Annotated in this window: 23 protein-coding genes; 16 read left to right on the forward strand and 7 right to left on the reverse strand. The window is 54.7% G+C overall.

The window, feature by feature from the left end; genetic code table 11:
* Positions 1-80: 80 nt before the first annotated feature.
* On the forward strand, positions 81-1,073 hold the full coding sequence (dusA, locus tag ACO6VX_RS14875) for a tRNA dihydrouridine(20/20a) synthase DusA (RefSeq protein WP_010672214.1): 993 nt from the start codon (positions 81-83) through the stop codon (positions 1,071-1,073).
* A gap of 179 nt (positions 1,074-1,252) precedes the next feature.
* Complete coding sequence (pspG, locus tag ACO6VX_RS14880) at positions 1,253-1,519, forward strand: envelope stress response protein PspG (protein ID WP_010252199.1); 267 nt, start codon at positions 1,253-1,255, stop codon at positions 1,517-1,519.
* A gap of 210 nt (positions 1,520-1,729) precedes the next feature.
* Here pspG and ACO6VX_RS14885 read toward each other — a convergent pair whose 3' ends face one another.
* Entirely contained in the window at positions 1,730-2,713 is a 984-nt protein-coding gene (locus tag ACO6VX_RS14885) for a quinone oxidoreductase (protein WP_031591790.1), read from the reverse strand.
* Positions 2,714-2,809: 96 nt separating this feature from the next.
* Between ACO6VX_RS14885 and dnaB the strand changes: the two genes are divergently transcribed.
* From dnaB to ACO6VX_RS14915, 6 genes are all read left to right on the forward strand, one after another.
* The gene (gene dnaB, locus ACO6VX_RS14890) at positions 2,810-4,216 is read left to right on the forward strand and encodes a replicative DNA helicase (RefSeq protein WP_010252197.1); all 1,407 of its coding nucleotides are present in this window, start codon (positions 2,810-2,812) and stop codon (positions 4,214-4,216) included.
* 129 nt (positions 4,217-4,345) lie between these two features.
* Positions 4,346-4,825: an Lrp/AsnC family transcriptional regulator gene (locus ACO6VX_RS14895; protein WP_010252196.1), complete on the forward strand. Its 480-nt coding sequence runs from the start codon at positions 4,346-4,348 to the stop codon at positions 4,823-4,825.
* Between the two features lie 240 nt (positions 4,826-5,065).
* Complete coding sequence (locus ACO6VX_RS14900; RefSeq protein ID WP_010672216.1) at positions 5,066-5,680, forward strand: YitT family protein; 615 nt, start codon at positions 5,066-5,068, stop codon at positions 5,678-5,680.
* 40 nt (positions 5,681-5,720) lie between these two features.
* Positions 5,721-6,914 carry an aromatic amino acid transaminase gene (locus ACO6VX_RS14905; protein ID WP_010252191.1) on the forward strand — a complete coding sequence of 398 codons (1,194 nt, stop codon included), beginning with the start codon at positions 5,721-5,723 and terminating at the stop codon, positions 6,912-6,914.
* Between the two features lie 121 nt (positions 6,915-7,035).
* Positions 7,036-7,455 carry a secondary thiamine-phosphate synthase enzyme YjbQ gene (locus tag ACO6VX_RS14910; protein ID WP_010252188.1) on the forward strand — a complete coding sequence of 140 codons (420 nt, stop codon included), beginning with the start codon at positions 7,036-7,038 and terminating at the stop codon, positions 7,453-7,455.
* Entirely contained in the window at positions 7,455-7,778 is a 324-nt protein-coding gene (locus ACO6VX_RS14915) for an MmcQ/YjbR family DNA-binding protein (protein ID WP_089414666.1), read from the forward strand. The genes ACO6VX_RS14910 and ACO6VX_RS14915 overlap by 1 nt, the downstream gene beginning before the upstream one ends.
* A 52-nt stretch (positions 7,779-7,830) precedes the next feature.
* Here the strand turns inward: ACO6VX_RS14915 and ACO6VX_RS14920 are convergent, their stop codons facing one another.
* Together ACO6VX_RS14920 and uvrA are read right to left on the reverse strand one after the other, a co-directional pair.
* Positions 7,831-8,895, reverse strand: coding sequence for an NAD(P)-dependent alcohol dehydrogenase (locus tag ACO6VX_RS14920; RefSeq protein WP_003855747.1), 1,065 nt, complete (start codon positions 8,893-8,895; stop codon positions 7,831-7,833).
* Positions 8,896-9,128: 233 nt separating this feature from the next.
* Positions 9,129-11,957: an excinuclease ABC subunit UvrA gene (gene uvrA / locus ACO6VX_RS14925; RefSeq protein ID WP_010252182.1), complete on the reverse strand. Its 2,829-nt coding sequence runs from the start codon at positions 11,955-11,957 to the stop codon at positions 9,129-9,131.
* Between the two features lie 224 nt (positions 11,958-12,181).
* On the opposite strand from uvrA, the gene ssb1 reads away from it, so the two are divergent.
* Positions 12,182-12,745 carry a single-stranded DNA-binding protein SSB1 gene (gene ssb1 / locus ACO6VX_RS14930; RefSeq protein ID WP_010252180.1) on the forward strand — a complete coding sequence of 188 codons (564 nt, stop codon included), beginning with the start codon at positions 12,182-12,184 and terminating at the stop codon, positions 12,743-12,745.
* A 71-nt stretch (positions 12,746-12,816) separates the two neighbouring features.
* Here ssb1 and ACO6VX_RS14935 read toward each other — a convergent pair whose 3' ends face one another.
* Positions 12,817-13,338: an isochorismatase family protein gene (locus tag ACO6VX_RS14935; RefSeq protein ID WP_029519657.1), complete on the reverse strand. Its 522-nt coding sequence runs from the start codon at positions 13,336-13,338 to the stop codon at positions 12,817-12,819.
* Between the two features lie 120 nt (positions 13,339-13,458).
* On the opposite strand from ACO6VX_RS14935, the gene ACO6VX_RS14940 reads away from it, so the two are divergent.
* Both ACO6VX_RS14940 and ACO6VX_RS14945 read left to right on the forward strand, forming a co-directional pair.
* Positions 13,459-14,286, forward strand: coding sequence for an AraC family transcriptional regulator (locus ACO6VX_RS14940; RefSeq protein WP_187492508.1), 828 nt, complete (start codon positions 13,459-13,461; stop codon positions 14,284-14,286).
* 77 nt (positions 14,287-14,363) lie between these two features.
* Positions 14,364-15,323, forward strand: coding sequence for a DMT family transporter (locus ACO6VX_RS14945; protein WP_033769445.1), 960 nt, complete (start codon positions 14,364-14,366; stop codon positions 15,321-15,323).
* 923 nt (positions 15,324-16,246) lie between these two features.
* On the opposite strand, the gene ACO6VX_RS14950 is transcribed toward ACO6VX_RS14945, so the two are convergent.
* Complete coding sequence (locus tag ACO6VX_RS14950; protein WP_003855733.1) at positions 16,247-16,642, reverse strand: transposase; 396 nt, start codon at positions 16,640-16,642, stop codon at positions 16,247-16,249.
* A 525-nt stretch (positions 16,643-17,167) separates the two neighbouring features.
* Between ACO6VX_RS14950 and ACO6VX_RS14955 the strand changes: the two genes are divergently transcribed.
* Complete coding sequence (locus tag ACO6VX_RS14955; RefSeq protein WP_010252170.1) at positions 17,168-18,424, forward strand: oligosaccharide flippase family protein; 1,257 nt, start codon at positions 17,168-17,170, stop codon at positions 18,422-18,424.
* A gap of 8 nt (positions 18,425-18,432) precedes the next feature.
* Positions 18,433-19,383 carry an ATP-grasp fold amidoligase family protein gene (locus tag ACO6VX_RS14960; protein WP_010252168.1) on the forward strand — a complete coding sequence of 317 codons (951 nt, stop codon included), beginning with the start codon at positions 18,433-18,435 and terminating at the stop codon, positions 19,381-19,383.
* Positions 19,384-19,437: 54 nt separating this feature from the next.
* Here the strand turns inward: ACO6VX_RS14960 and ACO6VX_RS14965 are convergent, their stop codons facing one another.
* Entirely contained in the window at positions 19,438-19,719 is a 282-nt protein-coding gene (locus ACO6VX_RS14965) for a YjcB family protein (RefSeq protein WP_010252166.1), read from the reverse strand.
* A 254-nt stretch (positions 19,720-19,973) separates the two neighbouring features.
* Positions 19,974-20,399, reverse strand: a complete 426-nt coding sequence (soxS, locus tag ACO6VX_RS14970; RefSeq protein ID WP_010252163.1) for a superoxide response transcriptional regulator SoxS — start codon at positions 20,397-20,399, stop codon at positions 19,974-19,976.
* 100 nt (positions 20,400-20,499) lie between these two features.
* Here soxS and soxR point away from each other — a divergent pair, with 100 nt between their 5' ends.
* The 3 genes from soxR (at position 20,500) to ACO6VX_RS14985 (ending at position 23,397) form a co-directional block, all read left to right on the forward strand.
* The gene (gene soxR, locus ACO6VX_RS14975) at positions 20,500-20,985 is read left to right on the forward strand and encodes a redox-sensitive transcriptional activator SoxR (protein WP_010252161.1); all 486 of its coding nucleotides are present in this window, start codon (positions 20,500-20,502) and stop codon (positions 20,983-20,985) included.
* Positions 20,986-21,024: 39 nt separating this feature from the next.
* Positions 21,025-21,690 (forward strand): glutathione S-transferase family protein, encoded by a 666-nt coding sequence (locus ACO6VX_RS14980; protein ID WP_010252159.1) that lies wholly within the window; start codon positions 21,025-21,027, stop codon positions 21,688-21,690.
* Positions 21,691-22,047: 357 nt separating this feature from the next.
* A complete protein-coding gene (locus tag ACO6VX_RS14985) occupies positions 22,048-23,397 on the forward strand; it encodes an NCS2 family permease (RefSeq protein ID WP_089414665.1) in 1,350 nt (449 codons plus the stop codon).
* The last annotated feature ends 126 nt before the right edge of the window (positions 23,398-23,523 follow it).

Below are 23,523 nucleotides of genomic sequence, written 5' to 3' on the forward strand. Positions count from 1 at the left end.
GGCGATGCACTATCGCCCGCCCTTGTGTTATCCTTGCACAGAATTCCATCACCCCTTAATTACCGGATTGTCTGCGCTTCATGCCTAATTTCTCTTCGCAACGTTTCTCTATCGCCCCTATGCTCGACTGGACCGATCGTCACTGTCGCTATTTTCATCGCCAGTTGACCGGTGACACGCTGCTCTACACCGAAATGGTGACTACGGGCGCAATCATTCATGGCAAAGGGGATTACCTGGCTTACAGTGAGGCTGAGCATCCGGTCGCGTTGCAGCTTGGCGGTAGCGATCCGGCGGCACTGGCGCAGTGCGCGAAGCTGGCAGAGCAGCGCGGTTACGATGAAGTGAATCTTAATGTCGGCTGTCCCTCTGATCGGGTGCAGAATGGCCGTTTCGGCGCCTGCCTGATGGCCGAGGCGAATCTGGTCGCAGATGCCGTTAAAGCGATGCGCGACGTGGTTTCAATTCCGGTCACGGTGAAAACCCGCATTGGTATCGATGAGCTGGACAGCTATGAATTCCTGACCGATTTTATCGGCACGGTGGCGGGACGCGGTGAGTGTGAGACATTTATCATTCATGCGCGTAAAGCCTGGCTCTCCGGCCTCAGCCCGAAAGAGAACCGCGAGATTCCACCGCTGGATTATCCCCGCGTCTATCAGCTGAAACGCGATTTTCCGCAACTGACTATCGCCCTCAATGGCGGCGTGAAAACCCTGGAAGAGGCACAGATCCATCTGCAACACCTTGACGGCGTGATGATGGGACGTGAAGCCTACCAAAACCCCGGCATTCTGGCGCAGGTCGATCAGACATTGTTTGGTCGTCAGCATCCGGCGGCGAACCCGGTTGAAGTGGTGCGCGCCATGTATCCCTATATTGAAGCGGAACTGGCGAAGGGGACGTATCTGGGACATGTCACGCGCCATATGCTGGGTCTGTTCCAGGGGATCCCGGGCGCCCGCCAGTGGCGACGCCATCTGAGTGAAAATGCCCACAAACCCGGTGCCGATGTCCGTGTGCTGGAGGCGGCGCTTGCGCTGGTAGCGGATAAAATCCCCCAGGAAGCCTGATCCGCAGTCCAACCCTGAAAAACCAGCCCTCAAGGCTGGTTTTTTTTACGCCAAAATATGGTTTTCCTGACCAGGTGGCGCACTTCTGTTTATCTCTTATCAGCAGAAAATCAATGAGTTAATTGTTGGCACGTTTTTTGTAATAGCTATAACAATCAATCTCAAAAAGGAGCGCTGACGTGGAAATTTTATTCGTATTGGGGTTTTTCCTGATGCTGTTGCTGACCGGCGTTTCGCTGTTAGGCGTGCTGGCGGCACTGGTGGTCGCAACCATCGTGATGTTTGTCGGTGGACTGTTTGCAATTGTTATTAAAGTGTTGCCGTGGCTGGTGCTGGCGGTGATTGCGGTCTGGCTGCATCGTGCCTTTTTTGGCGACAGCGATGAGCGAGCACGTCGCAAGCTGCGGCGTAAGATCAACAGGTTAGACCGCAAAGGCTGGCGCTAAATGCGGTGAAGATCACAGTGTGAGAGATTGGTCAGGGCTGATCTGCAATTAAACATATTTTTTACTTATGTTTTCTGGCAGGATGCCTGTCGTCAAATCGATGTGCCATCGACTAGACACGAATTCATCGCCGCTGTCCCTACACCAGCGCGAACAAAAAATAAAAAAAGAGAAGGGCTTCCCGCGGGAAGCCCTTTTTGTTGCTCACTATTATGGAATTAAGAGACAGGATCCCTGCGTGGCGCGGCTCTCCAGCATCTGGTGCGCTTTGCTGGCCTCTTTCAGCGCAAACTTCTGCTGCTCCGGCACATCAACTTTAATTGCGCCACTCGCCAGCAGCGAGAAAAGCTCGGCACTGGCGGTTTCCAGCTCCTGGCGGTTGGTGATATAGCCAAACAGTGAAGGGCGGGTCACAAACAGCGAGCCTTTCTTATTCAGAATGCCGAGATCTATCCCGGTCACCGGACCCGAAGCATTGCCAAAACTGACCATCAGCCCATGACGGCGCAATGAGTCCAGCGATGCTTCCCAGGTATCTTTGCCCACGGAGTCATAAACTACGCCCACTTTTTTCCCATCGGTCAGTTCGCTGACGCGTTGCGCAATATTCTCTTCGCGGTAGTTAATCGTCGCCCAGGCGCCGGCCTTTTTCGCCATCGCTGCCTTTTCTGCTGACCCGACTGTGCCAATCAAATGGGCACCCAGCGCTTTTGCCCACTGACAGGCAATTAACCCGACGCCGCCCGCTGCGGCATGAAACAGAAAGGTCTCACCGGCGCTGATTTTATAGGTCTGGCGCAGCAGATATTGTGTGGTCAGCCCTTTCAGGTAGCTGGCTGCGCCCTGCTCAAAGCTGATCGCCTCCGGGAGATGCATCAGGCGATCTTCCGCCACGTTGTGCACTTCGCTATAGGCCCCCATCGACGCCAGACAGTAGACCACGCGATCGCCGGGCTTAAATAATGTCACGCCACGTCCAACCCGCGACACCACGCCTGCGGCTTCTGTACCCAGGCCAGAGGGAAAAGCGGCGACCGGATAAAGCCCGCTGCGAACATAGGTATCGATGTAATTAATCCCGATAGCGCGATGTTCTACCTGCACTTCATGTTCGGCCGGGTCAGCAGGTTCAAAATCTGTCCACTCTAAAACGTCCGGGCCGCCCTGTGCGCTGAACTGAATACGCTTTGCCATTCTGACTCCTGTGATTGTTTCATCATGAGGGTGAGGCACGCACCCCAACTAAGGTATACTTGCGCGTCCCCACAGAAGATCGGTAATGCATTCACTATGGCAGGAAATAAACCCACCAACAAATCGAACGAAACGCAGGATCGCCAGCTCGCAGGCGTGAAAATGCCCCCGCATTCGCTGGAAGCGGAGCAGTCGGTGCTCGGTGGGTTAATGCTGGATAACGAGCGCTGGGACAATGTCTCTGAGCGCGTCGTCGCGAATGATTTTTTCAACCGCTCGCATCGGCTGATTTTTTCAGAGATGCAGCGGCTGCTGGAAAACAGCAAACCTATTGACCTGATTACGCTCTCCGAATCGCTGGAAACCCGTGGCGAACTGGAGATGGCGGGCGGCTTCGCCTATCTGGCGGAACTGGCGAAAAACACCCCGAGCGCGGCGAACATCGGCGCCTATGCTGACATCGTGCGCGAACGTGCGGTGGTGCGTGAGATGATCGCCGTCGCTAACCAGATTGCCGATGCCGGTTATGATCCGCAGGGGCGTAACAGCGAAGAGCTGCTCGACTTCGCGGAGTCGAACGTCTTTAAAATTGCGGAAGCGCGCGCGGATAAGGATGCTGGCCCGAAAAACATCGAGCAGATTCTGGAATCGACCGTTTCCCGTATCGAATCGCTCTATCAGACACCGCACGATGGCGTCACCGGCGTCGATACCGGCTATCAGGATCTGAATAAAAAGACCGCGGGCCTGCAGGGTTCTGATCTGATTATTGTTGCAGCACGTCCTTCGATGGGTAAAACCACCTTTGCGATGAACCTGTGCGAAAACGCCGCCATGCTGCAGGAAAAACCGGTGCTGATCTTCAGTCTGGAGATGCCCAGCGAGCAGATCATGATGCGTATGCTGGCGTCACTCTCCCGCGTCGATCAGACCCGCATCCGTACCGGGCAGCTGGATGATGAGGACTGGGCGCGTATTTCCGGCACCATGGGCATCCTGCTGGAGAAGAAGAACATGTACATTGATGACTCTTCCGGCCTGACGCCCACCGAAGTGCGTTCACGCGCCCGACGCATCTACCGTGAAAACGGTGGATTAAGCATGATCATGATCGACTATCTGCAGCTGATGCGCGTGCCGTCGCTGTCGGACAACCGTACGCTGGAAATTGCTGAGATCTCCCGCTCGCTGAAAGCACTGGCCAAAGAGCTGAACGTGCCGGTTGTGGCGCTGTCGCAGCTTAACCGCTCGCTGGAGCAGCGAGCCGATAAACGTCCGGTCAACTCGGATCTGCGTGAATCGGGCTCGATCGAGCAGGATGCGGATTTGATCATGTTTATCTATCGCGATGAGGTTTACCACGAAAACAGCGATCTTAAAGGGATCGCGGAGATCATTCTGGGTAAACAGCGTAACGGCCCGATCGGTACGGTACGCCTGACCTTTAACGGTCAGTGGTCACGCTTCGACAACTACGCTGGCCCGCAATACGACGACGAATAATCCCCGGTTTGTGCTGTCATGCACGATCTGTGCATGACAGCCCCCATCATCACAAAATAGTGTTGGACAACCTCTCGGGTTATCGGGTTATCTGTAACAAAGCGACGCCCATCACGCTGTGGAAACGGAATGACTCACGTAGACGATTACGACCTTAAAATCCTGACTTTATTACAATCCAACGGCCGTCTGACCAATCAGGAACTCAGCGATCTGGTCGGCCTTTCTGCCTCACAATGTTCCCGCCGTCGTATCAATCTGGAACAGGCTAATCTGATCCTGGGTTATCATGCCCGGCTGTCGCCCGATGCCATCGGGCTTGGCATGGTGGGATTGATTGAGGTGCGTTTAATTAACCACACCGCAGAATATGTTGAGAGCTTTCACCGGATGGTGGAGCAGGAACAGGCGATCGTGGATGCCTATAAAACCACCGGCGATGCGGACTATCTGCTTAAAGTGGCAGTGGCCGATCTCAATTCCCTTAGTGCGTTAATCAGCCAGTTAGTCGCGGGCCACCAGAGCGTTTCCCATGTGAAAACCTCGGTAGTGCTGGGACGCATGAAAGAGAACGGGCTGATGATGCTGCCTGAGCAGAAGACGCGCTAAAAAGGTGCGCGCTGTGCGCTTTTGGTGCACACTTGCGGCAATTAATGCGAAGAGCGCGCATAGAGTTAGACTTTAACGCATAGGTTGACGGTATCTGCCGGCATTTATGCACAAAGTTCTTTTTTAAAGCGCCTTAGATATCAATGGGATATCGCTGGCACCCGGTTTACAGCAGTTCAGTGCTGTGGCGATGGTGCGTTTTTTGCATCGAAACCGCATCCTTTGCACTGAGAAAACCCCATGGATAACATCGCAGAACCCTCCCGCGTCCCGCATTCGCGCATTGAAGATGCGCTGGCGATGGTGCTTGGCACCCTGATGGTCTCGTTCGGCGTCATTATGCTGAAACAGGCGGGGGCGCTGACCGGCAGCACCGCAGGCATCGCCTTTCTGATCAGCTACCTGTCGCCGCTTTCGTTCGGCAGCGCGTTTTTCCTGATCAACATCCCTTTTTACTGGCTGGCGGTAAAACGCATGGGCTGGGAGTTTACGCTGAAAACCTTCTGCGCCGTCGGTCTGGTGTCGCTGTTCACCCAGCTGCACCCGCTGTTCGTCCACTTTTCTGACCTTAACCCCTTCTATGCGACACTGTTCGGTAACGTCATCATGGGAATCGGGTTTATAGTGTTATTTCGTCATAAGGCGAGCCTGGGCGGCATCAATATTCTGGCGCTGTGGCTACAGGATCGCTTTGGGATCCGCGCGGGGAAGCTGCAAATGGTGGTCGATACCTGCGTCGTGCTGGCGTCACTCTTTGTGGTGAGTGGCCCCATCCTGCTCGCGTCGATTGCGGGTGCGGTGATCCTGAATCTGATTATTGCAATGAACCACCGTCCGGGACGCTATCGGGTTTAATCCGCCTCTTCCCTCTGGACCAATCATGGAGACCTACACCGTGTTTCAAAACGTTGATGCCTATGCTGGCGATCCGATTCTGTCGTTGATGGAAGCCTTCAAACAAGACCCACGCGAACACAAAGTTAACCTGAGTATCGGCCTCTATTACGACGAAAAGGGCATCATCCCGCAACTGAAGGCTGTAGCTGCTGCCGAAGAGCAGATCTATGCTGAGCCGCATCAGGCATCACTCTATCTGCCAATGGAAGGACTGAACAGCTACCGTAGTGCGATTGCACCGCTGCTGTTTGGTGCCGATCATCCGGTGTTAAACGCGGGCCGTATCGCCTCTATTCAGACGCTGGGCGGTTCTGGCGCGCTGAAAGTGGGCGCCGATTTCCTTAAGCGCTACTTCCCGCAGTCTGCGGTCTGGGTCAGCGATCCGACCTGGGAAAACCACGTCGCGATTTTTAATGGTGCAGGTTTTGAGGTAAATACCTATCCCTGGTATGACGCAGAGACCCACGGCGTGCGGTTTGATGCCTTTATCAGCACCCTGAAAACCCTGCCAGCGCAAAGCGTCGTGCTGCTGCATCCCTGCTGTCATAACCCGACCGGTGCTGACCTGACCGATGCGCAGTGGGATCAGACCGTTGAGGTGCTGAAAGCACAGCAGCTGATTCCTTTCCTGGATATCGCCTATCAGGGCTTTGGTGCCGGCATGCAGCAGGATGCCTATGCGCTGCGTGCAGTCGCGGCGGCGGGCCTGCCAGCCCTGGTGAGCAACTCCTTCTCCAAAATTTTCTCGCTCTATGGCGAGCGCGTGGGCGGTCTCTCTATCGTCTGTGACAGCGCCGAAGAGTCAGCGCGTGTGCTGGGCCAGTTAAAAGCCACGGTTCGCCGCAACTACTCCAGCCCGCCGAATTTCGGTGCGCAGGTTGTCGCGCGCGTACTCAACGATGACGAGTTGAAAGCCAGCTGGCTGGCTGAAGTGGAAGCGATGCGCTTACGCATTCTGGACATGCGTCAGTCGCTGGTGGACGTGCTGAGCACTGCACTGCCAGGTAAAAACTTCGACTACCTGCTGAAGCAGCGTGGCATGTTCAGCTACACCGGCCTGAGTGCGCAGCAGGTCGATCGTCTGCGCAACGAATTTGGCATCTATCTGGTGGGCAGCGGCCGCATGTGTGTGGCCGGTCTGAACAGCAAAAATGTGCATCAGGTGGCTGAAGCGTTTGCCGCCGTGATGTAACGGCCGCCAGGCTGTAAAAAAAACCGTCAGGGTGCTCTCTGGCGGTTTTTTTATGGGTCAGGGTTTACCTTTCGGCGACATGCTGCACACTTAAACGGGGTAACCGTTTCAGGAATAAGCTATGTGGCATCAACAAACTATTACGCTGAGCGCGAAGCCGCGCGGGTTTCATCTGGTCACCGATGAGATCGTGAACTCGCTCTCCGGACTGCGTGATATCAAAACCGGTCTGCTGCATCTGCTGTTGCAGCACACTTCGGCGTCGTTAACCTTAAATGAGAATTGCGACCCGACGGTGCGCAGCGACATGGAGCAGCATTTCATGCGGCACGTGCCGGAGAATGCGCCTTATCAGCACGATTACGAAGGGCGTGATGATATGCCGGCGCACATCAAATCGTCGATCTTAGGGGTTTCGTTGTTATTACCGGTTCAGCGGGGACGTCTGGTGCTGGGCACCTGGCAGGGTATCTGGCTGGGCGAGCATCGCATTGAGGGCGGTGCCAGGCGGATTGTCGCCACTTTACAAGGGGAATCGTAATGAATAACTCAGACTTTCTGACCTATTGCATGAGCAAGCCGGGCGCGGAGCAGAGCGTCCACAGTGACTGGAAAGCCACGCAGATTAAAAGCAACGGCGTGCTGTTTGCGATGGTACATGAGGCGAAAGGGCGGCCAGCGGTCTCGCTGAAATCGACGCCTGCGCTGGCCGAATTACTGCGCGAAGAGCATAGCGATATTATTCCCAGCGAGCATCTGAACAAGTCACACTGGAGCACGCTGTTCCTGGACGGTTCGCTGAAAGATTCGCAGATCTACTATCTGGTCGATGCCTCATTCCAGCAGGTTGCAACGGCCCGCTAAACGGCAATAAAAAACCCTCTTACCTGAGCAAGAGGGTTTTAGAGACCGCGGGTTACGCGGCAGGCTGCTCGCGCAGGGTATTAATGTCGATAACGAAGCGGTATTTCACATCGCTTTTCAGCATGCGCTCATAGGCTTCATTGATCTGGTCCATCGCGATCAGTTCAATGTCTGACGTAATGCCGTGCTCACCACAGAAATCGAGCATCTCCTGGGTCTCTGCGATACCGCCAATCAGTGAACCGGCGATGCTGCGACGCTTGAAGATCAGGTTAAATACCTGCGGTGCCGGGTGATCGTGCTCCGGTGCACCCACCAGCGTCATGTTGCCATCCAGCTTCAGCAGGGTGATGAAGGGGTTGAGATCGTGCTGAGCCGCAACAGTGTTCAGAATGAAGTCGAAGCTGTTGGCGTGCTGCGCCATCTGCTCCGGGTCTTTGGAGATCACGACTTCATCGGCACCCAGACGTTTGCCATCTTCAATTTTGGAAGGCGAGGTGGTGAACAGCACCACATGTGCGCCCATGGCATGGGCGATTTTCACGCCCATATGGCCCAGGCCGCCTAAGCCTACGATACCCACTTTCTTGCCCGGGCCGACATTCCAGTGGCGCAGCGGCGAGTAAGTGGTGATACCGGCACACAGCAGCGGTGCCACGCCCGCCAGCTCCAGGTTCTCGGGAATGCGCAGCACAAAGCTCTCATCAACCACCATCGACGTTGAGTAACCGCCGTAGGTAATGGCGCCGGTTTCACGATCTTCACCGTTATAGGTGCCAACAAAGCCGTTTTCACAATACTGCTCCAGACCCTGCTGACAGCTCGGACAGCTGCGGCACGAATCGACCATGCAGCCTACGCCGACCAGATCGCCGACTTTGTATTTCTGCGTCTGCGGGCCAACGGCCGTGACGCGACCGACAATTTCATGACCCGGAACCACGGGAAAAATGGTGTTTTTCCACTCATTACGGGCCTGATGCAGGTCTGAGTGGCAAACGCCACAGAACAGCACCTCAAGCTGAACGTCATGGGCGCGCAGCTCACGCGGCTTAAAATCGAACGGTGCCAGTTTGGATTTTGCATCCTGAGCAGCATACGCATGCGTAATATTCATGGTGTCTCCAGTTTCGATGTGTCGTGAGTGTTATTCGATGAAGTGCAGCAGCGTTGATGTGCTGCGAAAACAGGGCGACGCCAGGGGCGTGCCAAAGAGGAACCGCTTAAGGATAGTCAGCGTGGGGAAAAGCGTATATGCCTATACATGTCTGAATCTTGCCTGATTCTGCAATTTTCTGGCTGAATCGACAGGGGAGAGTAAAAGGCCCGCACGCGGCGGGCCTGACAGAATTACTTCTGTAACAGTGGCTTCAGGAAGCGCGCGGTATGTGATTTCTCACACTCCGCCACGGTTTCTGGCGTACCAGCCACCAGAATTTCACCGCCGCCGCTGCCGCCTTCCGGACCCAGGTCGACAATCCAGTCTGCAGTTTTGACCACATCCAGGTTGTGCTCAATCACCACGATGGTGTTGCCCTGATCGCGCAGCTTATGCAGCACTTCCAGCAGCTGCTGGATATCGGCAAAGTGCAGGCCGGTGGTCGGCTCATCCAGAATGTAGAGTGTCTGACCGGTGCCACGCTTCGACAGCTCACGCGCCAGCTTCACGCGCTGGGCTTCACCGCCGGAAAGAGTGGTCGCGGACTGACCGAGGCGGATGTAGGTGAGACCCACATCGATCAGCGTCTGCAACTTACGCGCCAGCGCCGGCACCGCATCGAAGAACTCACGTGCCTCTTCGATGGTCATCTCCAGCACTTCGTGAATGCTCTTGCCTTTGTACTTCACTTCCAGCGTTTCACGGTTATAGCGTTTGCCTTTGCACTGATCGCACGGCACATAAATGTCCGGCAGGAAGTGCATTTCGACTTTCAGCACGCCATCGCCCTGACAGGCTTCACAGCGTCCGCCACGCACGTTAAAGCTGAAGCGGCCCGGATTATAGCCGCGCGAACGCGCTTCCGGCACGCCCGCAAAGAGTTCACGCACCGGGGTGAAGATGCCGGTGTAGGTGGCCGGGTTGGAGCGCGGTGTACGACCAATCGGGCTCTGGTCGATGTCGATTACTTTGTCGAAGTGCTCCAGTCCCGCCACGTCACGGTAAGGTGCCGGTTCGGCGATGGTCGCGCCGTTCAGTGCCCGCTGGGCAATCGGGAAGAGCGTATCGTTGATCAGGGTCGATTTACCCGAGCCGGAAACACCGGTAATACAGGTGAACAGCCCGACCGGCAGCGTCAGCGTGACATCCTTGAGGTTGTTGCCGCGTGCGCCAGTAATCTTCAGTACTTTGGCCGGGTCGCCTTTGACGCGCTCCTCTGGCACTGCAATGCCACGCTTGCCGCTCAGGAACTGGCCGGTCAGTGACGCTTCCTGCGCCATGATCTGATCAACAGTGCCTTCAGCCACCACCTGGCCGCCATGTACGCCCGCACCCGGACCGATATCGATCACATGGTCAGCCGCACGAATCGCATCTTCATCATGCTCAACCACGATCACCGTGTTACCGAGGTCGCGCAGATGAATCAGGGTGCCGAGCAGACGTTCGTTGTCGCGCTGGTGCAGGCCGATTGAAGGCTCATCCAGCACATACATCACGCCGACCAGACCGGCACCGATCTGGCTGGCCAGACGGATACGCTGTGCTTCACCACCAGACAAGGTCTCGGCGGAACGCGACATCGAAAGATAGTTCAGGCCGACGTTGACCAGGAAGCTCAGGCGATCGCCAATCTCTTTCAAAATTTTCTCGGCGATCTGCGCACGCTGGCCGCTGAGTTTCATATTTTCAAAGAAGGACATCGCATGGCCGATGCTCATCTCAGAGATGGTCGGCAGCGTGGTGTTCTCCACGAAGACATGACGCGCTTCACGACGCAGACGGGTTCCTTCACAGCTGGCACAGGCGCGGTTGCTGATAAATTTCGCCAGCTCTTCGCGTACCGCTGAAGACTCGGTCTCTTTATAGCGGCGCTCCATGTTATTGAGTACGCCTTCAAACGGATGACGGCGTACCGAGGTGTCGCCGCGATCGTTGATGTACTTGAATTCGATGCTCTCTTTGCCTGATCCGTACAGAATCACTTTCTGTACGTTTTCTGGCAGGCTGCCGAACGACGCTTCGATATCAAAATCGAGGTGTTCCGCCAGCGAACGCAGCATCTGGAAGTAGTAGAAATTGCGGCGATCCCAGCCGCGGATTGCACCGCCCGCCAGCGAGAGTTCAGGATTCTGCACCACGCGGTCAGGATCAAAATATTGCTGTACGCCAAGGCCGTCACAGGTCGGACAGGCGCCCGCCGGGTTGTTAAACGAGAACAGGCGCGGCTCCAGCTCGCTCATGCTGTAACCACAGATCGGGCAGGCGAAGTTAGCCGAGAAGAGCAGCTCTTCTGCGGCGCTGTCATCCATGTCCGCCACGATGGCCGTCCCGCCGGAGAGCTCCAGCGTGGTCTCAAACGATTCCGCCAGGCGGGTTGCGAGATCTTCACGTACTTTAAAGCGGTCAATCACCACTTCAATGGTGTGCTTCTTCTGCAGCTCGAGTTTTGGCGGATCGGAGAGGTCACACACTTCGCCATCAATACGCGCACGGATATAACCTTGCGTCGCCAGATTCTCCAGCGTTTTGGTGTGCTCACCCTTACGATCTTTCACCACCGGCGCCAGCAGCATCAGGCGACGGCCTTCCGGCTGGGAGAGCACCTGATCGACCATCTGGCTGACGGTCTGCGCCGCCAGCGGCACATCATGATCCGGGCAGCGCGGTTCGCCAACGCGGGCAAACAGCAGACGCAGGTAATCATGGATCTCGGTGATGGTTCCCACGGTCGAGCGTGGGTTGTGTGAGGTGGATTTCTGTTCAATGGAAATGGCGGGCGACAAACCTTCGATATGATCGACGTCCGGCTTCTCCATTAACGAAAGAAACTGGCGCGCATACGCAGAGAGCGACTCCACATAGCGGCGCTGACCTTCCGCATACAGCGTATCAAACGCCAGTGAGGATTTACCGGAACCTGACAGGCCGGTTACCACAATGAGTTTGTCGCGTGGGATGGTCAGGTTGATGTTTTTCAAATTATGGGTGCGGGCACCACGAACTTCGATCTTATCCATTCACCTTTCCCGGATTAGCAGCACTCACCGCGCCTTGCCGACACGGCCAGAATAAACGTGTCATTATGGCACAAAAAATAGACTGAATAAATATCCAGTACTCTCAGCCTCTGGCGCGCAGCGGATTAAAACTGGAACCCCGCTCGAAAGTGGGAAACAGACCGCAGGACGTGTTAGAATTGATAGATTAGACTGTATGCATTAACTCATCGGGAGACAGCAACATGGCCAGTCGTGGCGTTAACAAAGTGATTCTTGTCGGGAATCTGGGTCAGGATCCGGAAGTACGTTATATGCCAAATGGTGGCGCTGTTGCCAACATTACGCTGGCTACGTCGGAAAGCTGGCGCGACAAGCAGACCGGTGAAAACAAAGAGATCACTGAGTGGCACCGTGTGGTGCTGTTTGGCAAACTGGCTGAAGTCGCGGGTGAATACCTGAAAAAAGGGTCGCAGGTCTATATCGAAGGCCAGCTGCGCACCCGTAAATGGCAGGATCAGGGTGGCCAGGAGCGTTACACCACCGAAGTCGTGGTTAACGTTGGTGGTACCATGCAGATGCTGGGTGGCCGTCAGCAGGGCGGTAATGCCGGTGCAGGCGCTCCAGCCGGTGGTGGCGCGCAGGGCGGTGGCAACAACAATGGCTGGGGTCAGCCGCAGCAGCCGCAGGGCAACAATAACCAGTTCAGTGGTGGCGCGCAGTCCCGTCCGCAGCCGCAGCCACAGAGCGCGCCGGCCAGCAACAACAACGAACCACCAATGGATTTCGACGACGATATTCCGTTCTGATTCCGTTGGCCAGAGAGTACAAAAAAAGCCCGCTTTGCGGGCTTTTTTTATGCGCGGCGTCTGGCGGCCAGCTACGACCATTCCGCCAGAATCGCCTCCGTGCTCAGCACACGTGGCACGTTGCCGGGGATCAGCAGTGAGGCCCACACATCATTGTGCTGGTTAATCAGTGCTTCGGCGCTGACCCAGCGGCGATCTGCCGTGGTGTGCGCATCGGCGGCAACGGTAATCGCATAGCCCGCACTGGCACCGACTTTTATCGTGGTATCCAGGCAGTAGTCAGTGGCACAACCGCACACCACAAATTCCTCTACCGCCAGCCTCTTTAACAGCGCGGCCAGGTCGGTGTGCCAGAAGCTGTCGCAGGCAGTTTTGGTCACATAGTGTGCGCCAGCAGGCTGAGCGATTTCTGGCAGCAGCTCGAAAGCCGCATTACCCTCGCACATCTCGCCTTCGCGGTGCTGGATAAATATTGTGATATCGGCGCGTTCGGTCAGCCGGTTAATCTGTGCAATCCTTCCCGCTGTGTCGAAGCGTGGCGTGCTGAAGACGCCATTCTGCATATCAATGACCACGACTACCCGCTGTGCCATGCTTAATCCCATCTGGTTTGAAAAAAGCAGTGTTACCTGAGGCATTGCGGAAAGCAATCTTTTGCATTTTCCCCCCTGTCACAGGCATGCTAAACCGACTGGTTAAATAAGGAGAGAGAAGTGGAAGGTGTTCCGGCGAGTTTTCCCTGTGAGAAAGACCGCGCCCGGTTTCAGCAACTCGCCGAGCTGCCCGGTGTGGAACTCTATCAGGCCCACATCTCCCGCTACGCATTTGAACCCCATACCCATGAAGCCTTTGGTATCGGCACCATTGAAGCGGGCGCGCAACGCTTTCGCTACCGCGGCACCGAATATACTGCGCCGGAGAACTCGCTGGTCATGATGAATCCGGATGAGCTGCATACCGGTGAGTCAGCGTGTGAAGAGGGCTGGCGCTACCAGATGATCTACATTCAGCCGCAGCTGATGGATGAACTGACCGGCGATCGCAGCTGGTGGTTCAACGAGGCGCTGTTGACCGATCCGCGCGTGGCGCGGCCGCTCTCCCGCACGCTGGCGACACTCTGGCAAGCGGAATCACCACTGGCGCGCCAGAGCCTGCTGGCTGAACTGCTGTTGCAGATTCGTCCGCTGGCACGCATGTCCTCACAGGGCAGACCGGATGCACGGCATCGTTTTGATCAGGTAAGAGATTTTCTGCGCGCAAACCTCGCAGAACCGGTGCGGCTGGATGAGCTGGCGGCGCTGGCCTCGCTTTCGCCGTGGCACTTCTTACGCGCCTTTCGTCAGCACTATCACGTTACGCCGCATCAGATGCTGATGGCTTTCCGGCTTTACGACGCCAAGCAAAGGCTGGCACAGGGTGAAGCGGCTGCCAGCGTTGCGGCGGCGGTGGGATTAACCGATCAGGCCCATCTGACCCGCGCCTTTGCAAACCGTTATGGCATCACGCCGGGCCGCTATCAAAAGCAGGTGCGCCAGCCCTGATACCACCGCAATCTGCTACAAGCATTCCCCGCCCGAACCCGCCACACTGAACGAAAAAGCTATATAAGGAAGAAATTATGTTTGCTGGTGTCATGTTTGCCGTCACCGCCGGACTGCTGTGGGGGCTGATCTTTGTCGGGCCGCTGCTGGTGCCTGACTATCCTGGCGCGCTGCAATCGGCGGGACGCTATGTGGCGTTTGGGCTGATTGCGCTGCCGCTGGCCTGGCACGGTCGTCATCGCCTGCGCAAGCTGGCCCGGGCTGACTGGCGTGAAGCGGTAAAGCTCTCGCTGGTGGGAAACCTCTTCTACTATGCGTTTCTGGCGAACGCCATTCAGCGCACTGGCGGGCCGGTCTCCACCATGATTATCGGCACGCTGCCGGTGGTGATCGCTGTGACGGCCAATCTCTGTTACGGCCATCTTGAAGGACGCCTGCCGTGGCGGCGGCTGTTTCCGGCACTGGTCATGATGGCGGCCGGATTACTCTGCGTGAATGCGGCGGAGCTACAGAGTCAGGGCCACACGCTTGATCTCAGCCGTTATCTGACCGGTATCGCGCTGGCGCTGCTGGCTGTGGTCTGCTGGACCTGGTATCCGCTGCGCAATGCCCGCTGGCTGCGTACACATCCCGAACTGCGGCCCTCGACCTGGGCAACAGCGCAGGGAGTCGTGACGCTGCCGATGGCGCTAATCATGTACGCGCTGGTCAGCGCGCAGCTTGCCTGGCAACAGCCGGCTTTTGCGCTACCGTTTGGGCCGCGTCCTGCAGTGTTTATCTCCCTGATGCTGGCGATTGGTCTGCTCTGTTCCTGGCTGGGGACCTTATGCTGGAACGCTGCCAGCCAGCGTCTTCCCACCGTACTGATGGGGCCACTGATTGTTTTTGAGATCCTTTTCGGCCTGTTGTGGACTTTTCTCTGGTATCAAAGCTGGCCACCCCTGCTCACCGTGACGGGGATTATTTGTCTGATGGCTGGTGTCCTGTGGGCAATGCGCATTAAACCGCAGCCTCTCGTCGTCGCGATTAAAGAGTAAACCGCGAAGATCGCCAAAAGACCTCTGCCGCGCGGATAACACGCCGCGCGGCTTTTTAAGATTAAACCCTACCCCGATTTGCTCGCTCTGCGGCAGATTTGTGCCGCGAAATCGATTTCATGCCTCTGCGTAATCGTGCCTTTATCCCCGAAAGCCTCTTTCATCCCCTGTTTGTCAGTGAAAAAACGGGACTGATGGTCTCCTGAACATAGCCATGTTTAGCGCTGCCAGGGAGGAACTGTTCAGATATCGGTCATTAATCAGGAAAAATCGCGCAGCATTATGGACGTTATGCTTTTATCAGCGGCTTTTTATTGCGGTATGGTCCTGAGAAAGGGAGGCTGAAAACCACTATTAACTTCACTCAGTAATGAATGAGTAAGAAAACTCCGCCGCTGCGTTAATAATTAAAGATTAATCTCTGGCATCAATGATGCGCAATGAAGAGAGCGAAAAGATAGACACATGACGTTAGTGATAAGGAGCAATAAACTATTTATCCTGGATTAATCCTGGAGAAAGTATATGCCATTAACCCATTCCCCGGAATTAAACGCAGCCGCAAAAATTTGAGTCAGGTCCAGCATTAACTCAAATGTATGGTGATTATTTTTTGCGCGATGTTTAAATTGGCTTAATGATATTGAGACGATTTAGTTCCGACGATTAGCTGGGCTTACGTAAGAAAGGGAGGGCCCAATCCCGCGTAAACGAGATTGGGAAGGGAAGAGTAGCCGTAGAATGCGAGACGTTTGCTGTTGTGAATCAATTTTACCGCAAAAAAAGAAGCTTAGCCGTGAAGCCATTCATTAGTTATAAATGGAGCGGAAAAGGGTGCCGCAATTGTCCTGTTAAATGATCTTCATCTCTTCTGGTAAGAACAAATCTCAGCGTTAAGTCTAAAAAGCGCGGTAGCATTGGGTTTAGCGGTTCTCCGTGCCTGACGGATAATGGTATACGCTGCGACTGATATCTAATAAGCGGCAGCTGCGACGGGTGCCGATGTCAAAGGTGGCCTGCAGGAAATCCACAGCCTGACGTTTTTCATTAGTGGTAAAGAAGTGCTTCAGAACGCTCTGCAGCATCTCTTTGTCCGAGTTGAGCGTCTGCAGTTCACGCGTAATGTTCTGCAGTTTTTCTTCCAGCTCTTTGATTTTTCTGCCTTCTTCCGAAGACAACCCAGAAAACTTCTTCTTCCAGCTGTAGAACGTGGCTTCAGAGATGCCTAACTCTTCACAAATCTCTCTGACTTTCACGCCCGATTCAGAAGCTTTAATGGCATTTGTGATTTGATCTTCGCTGTATCGTGACTTTCTCATAAATGCTCTTACCTTTCTTATCGATTAATGGATGAGAATGACTTTAATAATTTCTGGCACTGTAAGATTCTATTAAGGCAGTATTAAAGTGCGCGAATTGAATTGCGAAGCCTAAATTAAGATATTTAGAATAAATATCATCATGGGATAAATCTTATTTTATTCTTATCCGGTGGGCGTGCCTTCCTGGAGGGGGATTTTTGTTATAAATTCATCGCATCCAAAATACGAAAAAATTCTACGTACATTGGATATTTAGCCTGACCGACTTGATTAATATGGCGGGAAGGGCTCTTAAAGGTTGTTTTATTTTCAGCCTGAAATCGTTTCCATCTGAAGTGATTCGCGCCATTTATAATAAGAATTATCCTGAATTAACACTCCGGATCATGATTTACATCTCAATTTTCGGACCAGCTTGGTCTGAAGTCTTACATTTTCGCCAGGCCCACTGAGCGCTTATTAATTCGTTACAGGGATGTTGTACCGAAGCGGTTGTAGTTGAGTAATACTAAGGAAGAGTCGATGAAATTGAGCGTAATGTCTAATGCCGCCTGGATGATGTCTGAGAAGATCATCTCCGTTTTTGGCGTCATTTTTGTGACGTCTTACGTGGCGAAATCCTTTGGCCCAACGGTGTTTGGCCAGATGGCGTTTTCTACTTCACTATTTGCGATGGTGCAAACCGTTGCAATCTTTGGCACCGAAACCATTCTGTTTAAACGCGTCAGCAAAAATGCGTCAAAAGGCCTGCGCCTGATGACCATCGCCCGTACGATGAGAATGGTGCTGTTGCTGGTCACTTCGGTGCCAGTCTTAATCTGGGTCTGGTACAACATGCAGGAAAATTTCCTGGCGTTTGCACTGGCCTCATTTGTTGCCTCGGTTTTTGTCACCCAGGACACCTTCAGCGTTTATAACAACGCGCGTCTTGCCTCGCGTCTTAACACCATCGCCAACGCCGTGGGCATGCTGCTGAGTTTCGGCATCAGCTTCACCGTCGCCTGGCTGCGTCTTAATCCGCTCTGGCTGACGCTGTCGATTGTCGCAGTGACACTGGTGCCTTACCTGATTAAGCGTCACAACTTCTATCAGGACCATCAGGATCAGATGCCACCACGCGAAAAGCGCACGGCCTATCTGCGTTATCTGATGTATGCCGGTCTGCCGCTGGCGATCTCCAGCATCTTTATCTCTGTGCAGGTAAAAGCGGCGCAGATGTTCCTGGCAGGCACGGCACCCGCGCGCGACCTCGGGCTGTTTGCGGCGGCGAATACCATTTCCGCCTCATGGATTTTTATCCCGGTGGCGCTCATCACCTCCTGCTTCACTGAAATCTTCAGGGAGCGGGGCGAGGTCGCCATTAAGCTGGCTGCGCGGCTCAATGGCTATGTTATGGCGGTTTCATTGCTGATGCTGCTGATCATTTCGCTTTATGGCGAGCGGATCATCATTGCGTTGTACGGCCCGGAATTCACACAGTCAGGAAGTCTCATTACGTTGCTGTCGATAGCGACCAGCTTTTCGGCAATGGGGACCGTAGCGTATCGCTACATGGTCAAAGAGGGAGGATTTAACTACTTGCTGAGGAAAATCATCTGCCTGATGGTCATCAGTTTGCCGCTCTCCTGGTGGTTGATCCAGGGTCACGGCATCATGGGGGCCGCGTGGAGCGTTTTCCTTTCAGAACTTTTGTCCCTGACCGTAATGAATTACTTCTTTAAAAACGGCGTCATTCAAAAGATTCAGGTTTCCTCACTCAACTACAAAACATACAAATGAGGTCAGATATGCTCAAGTTGAAAGAAGAACTCAGAAGAAGTGTGCAGTATTTTATTAAGAAGATGCCCTGGGCTTATCAGGACCGCATCTACTACTTCCATAAGTTCAGAAAGCTGCCCAATCTGCGTCAGCCAAAAGTGTTCAACGAGAAGGTGTTGTATCGTAAGTTTATCTTCGGCGATTACCAGAGCTATGGTCGTCTGTCAGATAAGTACTCGGTGCGCGAATTCATTGCTGAAAAAATCGGTAATGAATACCTGATCCCGCTGGTACACGAAACCACTGACCCGACCACGCTGAACAGCTTACCCTGCTGGAAGGGGACGGTGATCAAGCCGAACCACGCCTCCAACATGGTAGAGATTCTGCTGGAGGAGCCGGACGCACTGCGCAAGCAGCAGATCATTCATGACTGCTATCGCTGGCTGAAGACCGACTTCGCCAACGAAGCGCGTGAGATTCACTATCGCTACATCAAGCCACGTATCCTGGTTGAGAAGTACATTGGTGATGGCAAAAGCGCGCCCATTGATTACAAGTTTCATATGTTCAATAAGCGTGATGGCAAGTTCGAATATGTGCTGCAGGTGATCTACAACCGCTGCCAGCCGCTGCTGTCGATGAATTTCTACGTGAATAACCTCAATGAGGCCTATCACAAGATTCGCGATACCGGTCTGGATGTCTCACCGATTATGCCGTCACTGGAACATGCGCTCGAACTGAGCAAGAAGCTGGCCAGTGATTTCGACTACGTGCGTGTGGACTGGTATATCCATGACGAGCGGATCTACTTTGGCGAACTGACCTTCACCCCAGGTGCAGGACTGGTCACCGGATTAGATCGTGGTTTAAATCAGATGATGGGAGATATGTGGATTCAGGACCGCCGCGGAACGCAGAGCCCGGGCGTTACAGTGCAGGATGTTAATATCCCTGCCATGTTGAAGAAAATTTAAGCACACACAGCAATATAAAAAACCCCGCTAAGCGGGGTTTTTTATGCGCAAAAATCAGGGCATCGGCCAGTCAGCAGGCGCCTGGCTCATCACATCGATAAAGGCATGCTTTGAGATTTCCAGAAAGTTATGCACGTTATCCATGCTCAGGGTAATGCCCATCAGACCGGTAACAAACCAGCAGGTCATGCCTAAACCAATCCCGCCACACATAAATGCCATCACGTGACGGCTATCCTGACGAAGTTTGGTTTTCAGGGTGCTGGCAAAAAACATCATGATTGCGCTCAGCAATTCCCAACGCATAACAAGTAAACTGGCGGTTAACGTAGCCATCGGCCGGACCTCAATATCAGTAAGTATTCCTGACAATCTGCGGACATCACCGGCGGCGGAAAAGTGTGTCAGGGGGTGCTTTTTCGCCGTCAACCCAGGTTCAAAGTGTGACTTGGGTCACATTATATCACCCGATTTTAAATTTTGAACAAAATTTGACTCTGGTATGGTAGCGGCGTGAGGGAATAGTGAGCAGTAGAAGAAGAACGGCGGGGAAATCAGTCAGATGCGCCCTGGCGGGCGCATCTGAGGGGTCAACGAACCGGACAGCACTCGCCGGTCGTGCGCTGGGTGAAGCTACTGATACCGTCATTGCAGCCAAAACTCAGCAGGCGAGGGCGCTGAATCGCCTGGCGGCGCATGGTATGGCGGTAAGCGGTAGGCGTCTGTGAAAACTGACGACGAAACACGCGGGAGAAGGTCTGCTGCGAGTCATAGCCATACTGCATCGCAATATCAAAAACCGGCCGCTGTGTCTGCGACAGGGCTTCTGCAGCCAGCGTCAGACGGCGCTCGCGAATATAGCCACCCAGCGTCTGCTTCGTTACCGAACGGAACATACGCTGCAGATGCCATTTCGAATAGCCCGATTTTGCGGCAACCTCATCGATCGACAGGCTCTTATCCAGGTTCTGGTCAATCCAGTGCGTCAGGGAATGAATGATCTCTTCTTGCATCATGGTCTCATCCTTCTGGTGCTTAATAAGCGGTAATGGGAGTTTAGTGGTTTTGATGGAGAGCGAGTATAATTCCTCAAGTTAACTTGAGGTAAAGAGCCTGATGAAAAAAGAACGCAACTATCCGAAACCGGTCTTAACACCGGGTGAAGTGGCGCGCCGCAGCGGTGTGGCGGTTTCGGCGCTGCACTTTTATGAGACAAAAGGACTTATTTTCAGCACCCGCAACAGCGGCAATCAGCGGCGATACAGCCGTGACGTGCTGCGACGCGTCGCGATTATCAAGATTGCGCAGCGTATCGGCATTCCGCTGGCAACGGTCAGTGACAGCCTGGATCACATTCCGCCTGACAAGCGTATGTCGACACCGGAGTGGGATGCGCTGACGCAGCACTGGCGCGAAGAGCTGGATAAGCGCATTGAAACCCTGACCCGCCTGCGTAATGACCTGGATGGCTGTATCGGCTGCGGCTGTTTGTCGATGCGCGACTGCCCGCTGCGCAATCCCGGCGACCGGCTGGGTCAGCAGGGCTCGGGTGCGGTGCTGCTTGACCCGGAACAGGATGATAAACATCCGGATGTGGAGTGACGTCTATACTTGGTGAAGGTCAAAACACAGGGAATCATGATGATCACCGTTCACCATCTTGAGAAATCGCGCTCACATCGGGTGCTGTGGCTGCTGGAAGAGCTGGAAGTGCCGTACCAGATTAAACGCTATCAACGCGAACCGACCATGCTGGCCCCGGAGGCGCTGAAAAAAGTGCATCCACTGGGAAAATCACCGGTCATTACCGACGGGAACCAGGTAGTGGCAGAGTCAGGTGCCATTCTCGAATATCTTGAAGAGAAATATGATCACGAGTTCCGGCTCAAAGTGAGTGATGAGGCATCACGACTGCAGTGCCGCTACTGGCTGCACTATGCCGAAGGCTCGCTGATGCCGCTGCTGGTGATGAAGCTGATCTTCGGTCAGATGGGTAAAGCACCGGTGCCGTGGCTGCTGCGCCCGGTCGGGGCGGCATTCGGTAAAGGCGTGCAGAAAGCGTTCCTGGATAAACAGCTTAAGCCACACATGCAGATGATCGAACAGCATCTGGCTGCAAATCCCTGGTTCGCCGGTCAGCGCTTCAGTATCGCTGATATCCAGATGAGCTTTCCGCTGCTGGCGCTTGCACGACGTGCCGGACTGGAGCAGATGCCCGCCAGCCAGAAATGGCTGCAGACTGTGCAACAGCGTGCCGCCTGGCAGCGCGCGATCGATCAGGGCGGCGAGCTTTCGCTGCCAGGTTAATTCCCCTCCTCCACTGGCGGGTCGTGTCTCATCACGGCTGCGCCAGTGCGCATCCCCCTGAAAATCGCGTTAACTTCAGGGCGTCAGCGTTTGACGTCGGCCTGGGCCACGTGGCTGCTGGCGACTTAAGCCTGATCTTTATGCTGAAGAATCTCCCTCTGACAGTTGAAAATGTGCCGCTAAACGCCGGATAATCGCATGCCTTTTTATCTGGCCGCTTCTGGCGGCCAACTATCTGCGGCAAGGTAAACGTTTGCCTGCCGGGTAAACCCGACAGTGACGCCGTCTACCCGCTTATTCCAGGGACAGCGATGGTCGCAGAGCGATCCACACAACAAAAATTTTTGAGGCTCAACTATGTCAACTGAATCACGCCCGGCCAGTGGAAAACTGGACGCCTGGTTCTCGATCTCGGCGCGCGGCAGCAGCGTGCGCCAGGAAATTCTGGCCGGACTTACCACCTTCCTGGCGATGGTCTACTCCGTTATCGTGGTGCCGGGAATGCTGGGCAAGGCCGGTTTTCCCCCTACTGCCGTGTTTGTCGCCACCTGCCTGGTTGCCAGCTTTGGTTCCATCATCATGGGACTGTGGGCCAATCTGCCGATGGCAATTGGCTGTGCAATCTCCTTAACCGCCTTTACCGCTTTCAGCCTCGTGCTGGGCCAGCACATCAGCGTGTCGGTTGCGCTGGGCGCGGTGTTCCTGATGGGCCTGTTGTTTACCCTGATCTCAGTGACCGGCATTCGAGCCTGGATCCTGCGTAACCTGCCGATGGGCGTGGCGCACGGCACTGGCGTCGGAATTGGCCTGTTTTTGCTGCTGATTGCGGCTGACGGTGTAGGCCTGGTCGTGAAAAACCCGGCACCGGGCCTGCCGGTGGCGCTGGGGCACTTCACCACTTTTCCGGTAATGATGACGCTGCTGGGACTGGCAGCAATTATTGGACTGGAGAAGCGCCGGATGCCCGGCGGTATACTCATGACAATTATCGCCATTTCGCTGTTGGGGCTGATTTTCGATCCGGCGGTGAGCTACAAAGGATTGTTTGCGCTGCCGAGCCTGCGTGATGCCAGCGGTGAGTCGCTGCTGTTCAGCCTCGACATTATGGGCGCGATGCAGCCGGTCGTGCTGCCAAGCGTGCTGGCACTGGTGATGACGGCGGTCTTTGACGCGACCGGCACCATTCGCGCGGTCGCGGGTCAGGCAAATCTGCTGGATAAACAGGGCCAGATTATCAATGGTGGCCGTGCGCTGACTAGCGACTCCGTCAGCAGCCTGTTCGCGGGTCTGGTGGGCGCGTCACCGGCTGCGGTTTATATCGAATCGGCGGCAGGAACGGCGGCGGGGGGTAAAACCGGTCTTACCGCGATTGTGGTCGGCCTGCTGTTCCTTGCCATTCTGTTTATGTCACCGCTGGCGTATCTGGTGCCGGCTTACGCCACCGCGCCTGCATTAATGTATGTGGGTTTGCTGATGCTCAGTAATGTGGCGAAAGTCGACTTTAATGATTTTGTCGATGCGATGTCGGGCCTGTTAACGGCGGTGATTATCGTGCTCACCTGTAACATCGTCACCGGCATTATGATCGGTTTCGCCAGCCTGGTCGTGGGGCGTCTCTTCGCGGGGGAATGGCGCAAGCTCAACGTCGGCACCGTCATTATTGCTATCGCGCTGGTGGCGTTTTACGCCGGTGGCTGGGCGATCTGACTGTACAACCGGGCGTGCGGCTGCACGTCCGGAATTTTTCACTATTTTCCCGCCCGGCGCACGCGTAGCTGACAATCTTCACCGCAGTTTGTTTTACACTTTAGCGCTTAACCAATGATTGAAAGA

Origin of the sequence: Pantoea sp. BJFS-204, from assembly GCF_049310725.1 — a bacterium.
In the GTDB taxonomy this organism is placed as follows: Bacteria; Pseudomonadota; Gammaproteobacteria; order Enterobacterales; family Enterobacteriaceae; genus Pantoea; species Pantoea agglomerans.

Coding starts and splice junctions, on each gene's coding strand:
- ACO6VX_RS14980 (WP_010252159.1), top strand. CDS start 21,025: ATGATCACCGTTCACCATCTTGAGAAATCGCGCTCACATCGGGTGCTG.
- ACO6VX_RS14900 (WP_010672216.1), top strand. CDS start 5,066: ATGGATAACATCGCAGAACCCTCCCGCGTCCCGCATTCGCGCATTGAA.
- dnaB (WP_010252197.1), top strand. CDS start 2,810: ATGGCAGGAAATAAACCCACCAACAAATCGAACGAAACGCAGGATCGC.
- ACO6VX_RS14885 (WP_031591790.1), bottom strand. CDS start 2,713: ATGGCAAAGCGTATTCAGTTCAGCGCACAGGGCGGCCCGGACGTTTTA.
- dusA (WP_010672214.1), top strand. CDS start 81: ATGCCTAATTTCTCTTCGCAACGTTTCTCTATCGCCCCTATGCTCGAC.
- soxS (WP_010252163.1), bottom strand. CDS start 20,399: ATGATGCAAGAAGAGATCATTCATTCCCTGACGCACTGGATTGACCAG.
- ACO6VX_RS14895 (WP_010252196.1), top strand. CDS start 4,346: ATGACTCACGTAGACGATTACGACCTTAAAATCCTGACTTTATTACAA.
- ACO6VX_RS14935 (WP_029519657.1), bottom strand. CDS start 13,338: ATGGCACAGCGGGTAGTCGTGGTCATTGATATGCAGAATGGCGTCTTC.
- ACO6VX_RS14950 (WP_003855733.1), bottom strand. CDS start 16,642: ATGAGAAAGTCACGATACAGCGAAGATCAAATCACAAATGCCATTAAA.
- ACO6VX_RS14955 (WP_010252170.1), top strand. CDS start 17,168: ATGAAATTGAGCGTAATGTCTAATGCCGCCTGGATGATGTCTGAGAAG.
- ACO6VX_RS14965 (WP_010252166.1), bottom strand. CDS start 19,719: ATGGCTACGTTAACCGCCAGTTTACTTGTTATGCGTTGGGAATTGCTG.
- ACO6VX_RS14915 (WP_089414666.1), top strand. CDS start 7,455: ATGAATAACTCAGACTTTCTGACCTATTGCATGAGCAAGCCGGGCGCG.
- ACO6VX_RS14960 (WP_010252168.1), top strand. CDS start 18,433: ATGCTCAAGTTGAAAGAAGAACTCAGAAGAAGTGTGCAGTATTTTATT.
- ACO6VX_RS14945 (WP_033769445.1), top strand. CDS start 14,364: ATGTTTGCTGGTGTCATGTTTGCCGTCACCGCCGGACTGCTGTGGGGG.
- ACO6VX_RS14920 (WP_003855747.1), bottom strand. CDS start 8,895: ATGAATATTACGCATGCGTATGCTGCTCAGGATGCAAAATCCAAACTG.
- ssb1 (WP_010252180.1), top strand. CDS start 12,182: ATGGCCAGTCGTGGCGTTAACAAAGTGATTCTTGTCGGGAATCTGGGT.
- soxR (WP_010252161.1), top strand. CDS start 20,500: ATGAAAAAAGAACGCAACTATCCGAAACCGGTCTTAACACCGGGTGAA.
- ACO6VX_RS14910 (WP_010252188.1), top strand. CDS start 7,036: ATGTGGCATCAACAAACTATTACGCTGAGCGCGAAGCCGCGCGGGTTT.
- uvrA (WP_010252182.1), bottom strand. CDS start 11,957: ATGGATAAGATCGAAGTTCGTGGTGCCCGCACCCATAATTTGAAAAAC.
- ACO6VX_RS14985 (WP_089414665.1), top strand. CDS start 22,048: ATGTCAACTGAATCACGCCCGGCCAGTGGAAAACTGGACGCCTGGTTC.